Raw genomic sequence first — 5,534 nt, forward strand, 5'->3', positions numbered from 1 at the left:
GGCGCGCTGTCCGAGGTGGACGCCCGGGTCACCGTGGTCGCGGCCGGCTGTGGCGCCGCCGCGCTGACCGGGCTGCCGGTCCGGCCGGTCAAGGGCCAGGTGCTCCGGCTCCGCGCGCCCGGTCGCGGCGCGCCGGACTTCCGGCACGTGATCCGGGGGTACGCCGACGGCGAGTCGATCTACCTGGTGCCCCGGGACAGCGGGGAGGTGGTGGTCGGGGCGACCGTCGAGGAGCGCGCCGACACCGAGGTGACCGCCGGCGGAGTGCTCCGGCTGCTCCGCGCCGCCGTCGACCTGGTGCCGGAGCTGGCCGAGTACGACCTCGTGGAGGCGACCGCCGGGCTGCGCCCCGGCACGCCGGACAACGCGCCGATCATCGGGCCGCTGCCGGGCCGGTCCGGCGTGCTCGTCGCCACCGGGCACCACCGGCACGGCATCGTGCTCACCCCGGTCACCGCCGACCTGGTCACCGAGCTGATCGTCACCGGCGAGCCGGACCCGCTGCTCGCCCCCTTCACCCCGGACCGGTTCGGGAAGGAGCCCAGGTGGAACTGATCGTCAACGGCGCGGGACGGGACCTGCCCGGCGGCTCGACCGTCGCGGACCTGGTCCGCGCGGTCACCGCCCAGGAGCGCGGCCTGGCGGTCGCGGTGAACGGTGAGGTGGTGCCACGCGGCGGCTGGTCGGCGACCGTGCTGCGCGCCGGCGACCGGGTCGAGGTGCTCAGCGCCGCCCAGGGCGGGTGAGGCGGATGTCCTTCGAGATCGGTGGGGTCGGCTTCGGCTCCCGGCTCATCCTGGGCACCGGCGGTGCGGCCAACCTCCACGTGCTGGAGCAGGCGATCCGCGCCTCCGGCACCGAGCTGGTCACCCTGGCGCTGCGCCGGGTGGACACCGCCCCGGGCGCCGCCGGGGGCCTGCTCGACGTGCTGGACCGGTGCGGGGTACGGCTGCTGCCGAACACCGCCGGCTGCTTCACCGCGTCCGAGGCGGTGAAGGTGGCGCAGTTGGCCCGGGAGGCGTTCGACACCGACTGGGTGAAGTTGGAGGTGATCGGCGACGAGCGCACGCTGCTGCCGGACGGGGTGGAGCTGCTGCGCGCCGCCGAGGATTTGGTGGCCGACGGGTTCACGGTCCTGCCGTACACGTCGGACGATCCGATCCTGGCCCGGCGGCTGGTCGACGTGGGATGCGCGGCGGTGATGCCGGCCGGCGCGCCGATCGGCTCCGGGCTGGGGATCACCAACCCGCACCACATCCGGCTGATCCGGCAGGGCGTGGACGTGCCGGTGATCCTCGACGCCGGGATCGGCACCGCCTCCGACGCCGCACTCGCCATGGAGCTGGGCTGCGACGCCGTGCTGCTGGCCAGCGCGGTCACCCGGGCCGCCGACCCGGTGGCGATGGCCACCGCCATGCGGCACGCCGTCGAGGCGGGGCGGCTGGCCCACGGCGCGGGCCGGATCGCCCGGCGCTTCCACGCCCTCGCCTCCACCCCCGACGAGGGAAGGCCCGAGCTGTGACGGCGCCCGCCGCCGTCGATCTCGGCCCGGATCCGGCCCGCACCGTGCCGTCGGGCGTCGTGCTGCTGACCGACCGACGGGTGGCGCGGCGGCCGCTGGCCGAGGTCGTGGCGGCGGCCGTGGCCGGGGGAGTGCGCTGGGTGGTGCTGCGGGAGAAGGACCTGTCCCGGGCCGAGCGGGCCGCCCTGGCCGTCGAGCTGCGCGCGATCCTCGCCGACGCCGGCGGCAGGCTGATCGTCGCCGGCCCCGATCCGCTCGACGGCGACGCCGTCCACCTGCCGGCCGCCGGCCCGTACCCGCCGCCGGCCGTCGGACTGGTCGGCCGCTCCTGCCACGACGCCCCGGAGCTGGCCCGGCTCAGCACCGAGGACTACGTGACGCTGTCGCCGGTCTTCCCGACGCGGACCAAACCCGGCTACGGCCCGCCCCTGCGCCCCGACGGGCTGCGCGCTCTGATCGCCGCGAGCCCGGTTCCGGTGCTCGCGCTGGGCGGCATCGAGACTCCGGAACAGGTCCGGGAGTGCGTCGCGGCCGGCGCCGCCGGGGTGGCGGTGCTCGGCGCGCTCATGCGCGCCGGAGACCCGTCCGAGGTCGCCGCCACGCTCACCGAAATGGCTGGGCACGGTCGGCCGCAGCCCCCAACCGCAACCACAGAGGAAAAAGAGTGACGCCGAAGACAACACTCACCATCGCCGGATCAGATTCCGGCGGCGGCGCCGGCATCCAGGCCGACCTCAAGGTCTTCGCCGCCCTCGGCGCGTACGGGACCAGCGTGCTCACCGCGGTCACCGCGCAGAACACCCGGGGCGTGGACGCCGTCCTGCCGCTGCCCCCGCAGACCGTGCGCGACCAGCTCGACAGCGTGCTCGGCGACTTCGACGTGCGCGCCGTGAAGACCGGCATGCTCGGCACCCCGGCGGTCGCCGACGCGGTGGCCGAGGCGGCGGAGACCGGCCGGCTGCCCCGACTCGTCGTCGACCCGGTGCTGGTCGCCACCAGTGGGCACCGGCTCGGCGTGGTGGAGGCGGTCGAGCGGCTGCTCCCGTACGCCGAGGTGGCGACGCCGAACTGCGCGGAGGCGGCGGCCCTCACCGGGCGCCCGGTGACCACGGTCGAGGAGATGGTCGCGGCGGCCGAGGCGCTGGCGGCCCGCGGCCCGGCGCACGTGGTGGTGACCGGCGGCGACGTCGACGCGGCCGGCGAGTCGGTGGACGTGCTGGCCGGCGGCGGCGCGACCACGCTGCTGCGCGCGCCCCGGGTGCCCACCCGGCACAACCACGGCACCGGGTGCTCGTTCTCGGCGGCGATCGCCGTCCGGCTGGCGACGGGCGACCCGGTGCCGGTCGCGGTGGCCGCCGCCAAGGAGTACGTGAGCCGCGCGCTGACCGGCGCGCGGGACTGGAAGTTGGGCGCGGGACGCGGCCCGCTGGACCACTTCGGCTGGTCCGCTTGAGCGACAGGGAGGCTGTCATGCACGCACGTCGCAAGGTCTACGTCGAGGGGTCACGCCCGGACGTCCGGGTGCCGTTCGCCGAGGTCGAGCTGACCGGGGACAACGCGCCGGTCCGGCTCTACGACACCTCCGGCCCGGGCTCGGAGCCGGAGGTCGGGCTGCCGCCGCTGCGCGGGCCGTGGATCGCGGCCCGCGGGGACGTCGCCCCCGTGCGCGGCGCCGGCACCCCGCTGGCGGGCGTCGACGGGAAGCGGCCGACCCAGCTCGCGTACGCCCGGGCCGGGCTGGTCACTCCGGAGATGGAGTTCGTGGCGATCCGGGAGGGGGTCGCGCCGGAGTTCGTCCGGGACGAGATCGCGGCCGGGCGGGCCGTGCTGCCGCTCAACGTCAACCACCCGGAGTGCGAGCCGGCGATCATCGGCAGGGCGTTCCTGGTCAAGGTCAACGCCAACATCGGCACCTCGGCGGTGACCTCCTCGGTCGCCGAGGAGGTGGAGAAGCTGACCTGGGCCACCCGGTGGGGCGCGGACACCGTGATGGACCTGTCCACCGGCAAGCGGATCCACGAGACCCGCGAGGCCATCGTGCGGAACTCGCCGGTGCCGATCGGCACCGTGCCGATCTACCAGGCCCTGGAGAAGGTCGGCGGCGACCCGGTGAAGCTGAGCTGGGAGGTGTTCCGCGAGACCGTGGTCGAGCAGGCCGAGCAGGGCGTCGACTACATGACGGTGCACGCCGGGGTGCTGCTGCCGTACGTGCCGCTGGCGGTGGACCGGGTCACCGGGATCGTCTCCCGGGGCGGCTCGATCATGGCGGCCTGGTGCCTGGCGCACCACGAGGAGAACTTCCTCTACACCCACTTCGACGAGCTGTGCGCGCTGCTCGCGCAGTACGACGTGACGTTCTCGCTCGGCGACGGGCTGCGGCCGGGCTCGATCGCGGATGCCAACGACGAGGCGCAGTTCGCCGAGCTGCGCACCCTCGGCGAGCTGACGAAGATCGCCTGGGCGCACGACGTCCAGGTGATGATCGAGGGGCCCGGCCATGTGCCGATGCACAAGATCAAGGAGAACGTGGACCTCCAGCAGGAGTGGTGCCACGAGGCCCCGTTCTACACGCTCGGCCCGCTGACCACCGACATCGCGCCCGCGTACGACCACATCACCTCGGCGATCGGCGCCGCGATGATCGGCATGTTCGGCACCGCGATGCTCTGCTACGTCACGCCGAAGGAGCACCTCGGGCTGCCGGACCGGGACGACGTGAAGGCGGGCGTGATCGCGTACAAGATCGCGGCGCACGCGGCCGACCTGGCCAAGGGGCACCCGGGGGCGCAGGCCTGGGACGATGCGCTCTCCAAGGCGCGGTTCGAGTTCCGCTGGGAGGACCAGTTCAACCTGGCGCTGGACCCGGAGACCGCCCGGTCGTACCACGACGCGACGCTGCCGGCCGAGCCGGCGAAGACCGCCCACTTCTGCTCGATGTGCGGGCCGAAGTTCTGCTCCATGAAGATCACCCAGGAGCTGAAGGACTACGCGGCGCGCGGCATGAAGGACAAGTCGGAGGAGTTCGTGGCCGGCGGCTCCCGGGTCTACCTGCCGCTGGCCTGAGCGCCGGCCGGGGCCGGGCCGTTGGCCTGAGCGCCGGGCGGGGCCGGGCCGTTGGCCTGAGCGCCGGCCGGGGCCGGGCCGCTCCTTGGCCCGGCCCCGACGGGCTCAGTCGCGGTGGTGCCGGCCCGTACGCAGGGACCGGGCGCCGTCCGCGTCGTCGTCCGAGGCGAGGCCGGCGACCCAGTCGACGTACTCCTCGTCCTTCGCCGCGAGCGGCTCGGACCCGCGGTCGACCTCGGCCGGCTCGCCGCCCTTGCCCCGGTTGCGCCGGAACAGGCCGCGCCGGGCCTTGGCCTTCCCACCGGCCGCCTCGGGGGCCGCGTCGGCCTCGGACACGTCGGCCACGGACATGTCGGCGTGCCGGCCGGCGGCTGCGCTGCCGGCGGCCTCCGGGGCGGGACCGCCCCACGCGGGGAGGGCCGGGCCGGTGGTGTCCGGGTCCGGGGCGGTGGTGTCCGGGGCCTCGCCGCCGGGCGGCGGGGTGGTCGGGCCGGCGTGGCGGGCGTTGGCGAAGGCGTCCCAGCCGTTGCTCCGGCCCAGGTCGGGCAGGGCGCGGTGCCGGGGTCGCGGCGCCGGCTCGGGCCGGGTGGCCCCGGGGGCCGCGGTGCCGTCGGGGTCGCCGTGCCGGCCGGCGGTCGGACCACCCGGCGCGGGCGGCTCGGTGCCGCCGCGCGGGGTGACCGGCCAGTTCGCGGCGGGGGCGATCGGCCAGGCCGGCCGGACGTTGCCCGGGGCCACGTCCTCGAACATCGGGATCCGCGGCCGGGGCGACGCCGGGGGCTCGGGCAGGTCGGCCGGGGCCGGCTCCGGGGCGAAGAAGCTCCGCCGCTCGCCGGCCGCCGGCGTGCCGTCACGGTTCGGGTCGCCCTTCGGGTCCGCGCCGGCCACCTCGGCGGCCGGGTCCGGCGCTGCCGGCAGGTCCACGGCCCGCACGTCGCTGGCCGGCTCC

6 protein-coding genes and 1 pseudogene are annotated in these 5,534 nt (G+C 76.0%); 6 read left to right on the top strand and 1 reads right to left on the bottom strand.

Translation table 11 applies throughout. The annotated features are described in order from the left end of the window. The 6 genes from ABZV78_RS31200 to thiC all read left to right on the top strand — a co-directional run. Positions 1 to 555, top strand: a 555-nt coding sequence (locus tag ABZV78_RS31200) for an FAD-dependent oxidoreductase (RefSeq protein WP_355644373.1), incomplete at its 5' end; no start/stop codon positions are given. Beyond that, positions 546 to 746: a sulfur carrier protein ThiS gene (gene thiS, locus ABZV78_RS31205; protein ID WP_355644375.1), complete on the top strand. Its 201-nt coding sequence runs from the start codon at positions 546 to 548 to the stop codon at positions 744 to 746. The genes ABZV78_RS31200 and thiS, both read left to right, overlap by 10 nt. Next, complete coding sequence (locus ABZV78_RS31210) at positions 743 to 1,522, top strand: thiazole synthase (protein WP_355644377.1); 780 nt, start codon at positions 743 to 745, stop codon at positions 1,520 to 1,522. Before thiS ends, ABZV78_RS31210 begins: the two co-directional genes overlap by 4 nt. After that, positions 1,519 to 2,190 (top strand): thiamine phosphate synthase, encoded by a 672-nt coding sequence (locus ABZV78_RS31215; RefSeq protein WP_355644379.1) that lies wholly within the window; start codon positions 1,519 to 1,521, stop codon positions 2,188 to 2,190. The genes ABZV78_RS31210 and ABZV78_RS31215 overlap by 4 nt, the downstream gene beginning before the upstream one ends. Then, positions 2,187 to 2,975 (top strand): bifunctional hydroxymethylpyrimidine kinase/phosphomethylpyrimidine kinase, encoded by a 789-nt coding sequence (gene thiD, locus ABZV78_RS31220; RefSeq protein ID WP_355644380.1) that lies wholly within the window; start codon positions 2,187 to 2,189, stop codon positions 2,973 to 2,975. Before ABZV78_RS31215 ends, thiD begins: the two co-directional genes overlap by 4 nt. Before the next feature lie 17 nt (positions 2,976 to 2,992). Further along, entirely contained in the window at positions 2,993 to 4,585 is a 1,593-nt protein-coding gene (thiC, locus tag ABZV78_RS31225) for a phosphomethylpyrimidine synthase ThiC (protein WP_355644382.1), read from the top strand. Positions 4,586 to 4,690: 105 nt separating this feature from the next. Here the strand turns inward: thiC and ABZV78_RS31230 are convergent. Further along, positions 4,691 to 5,534, bottom strand: a pseudogene (locus tag ABZV78_RS31230) (hypothetical protein); the annotation flags it as partial.

It is taken from the genome of Micromonospora sp. NPDC004540 (genome assembly GCF_040610095.1).
In the GTDB taxonomy this organism is placed as follows: Bacteria; Actinomycetota; Actinomycetes; order Mycobacteriales; family Micromonosporaceae; genus Micromonospora.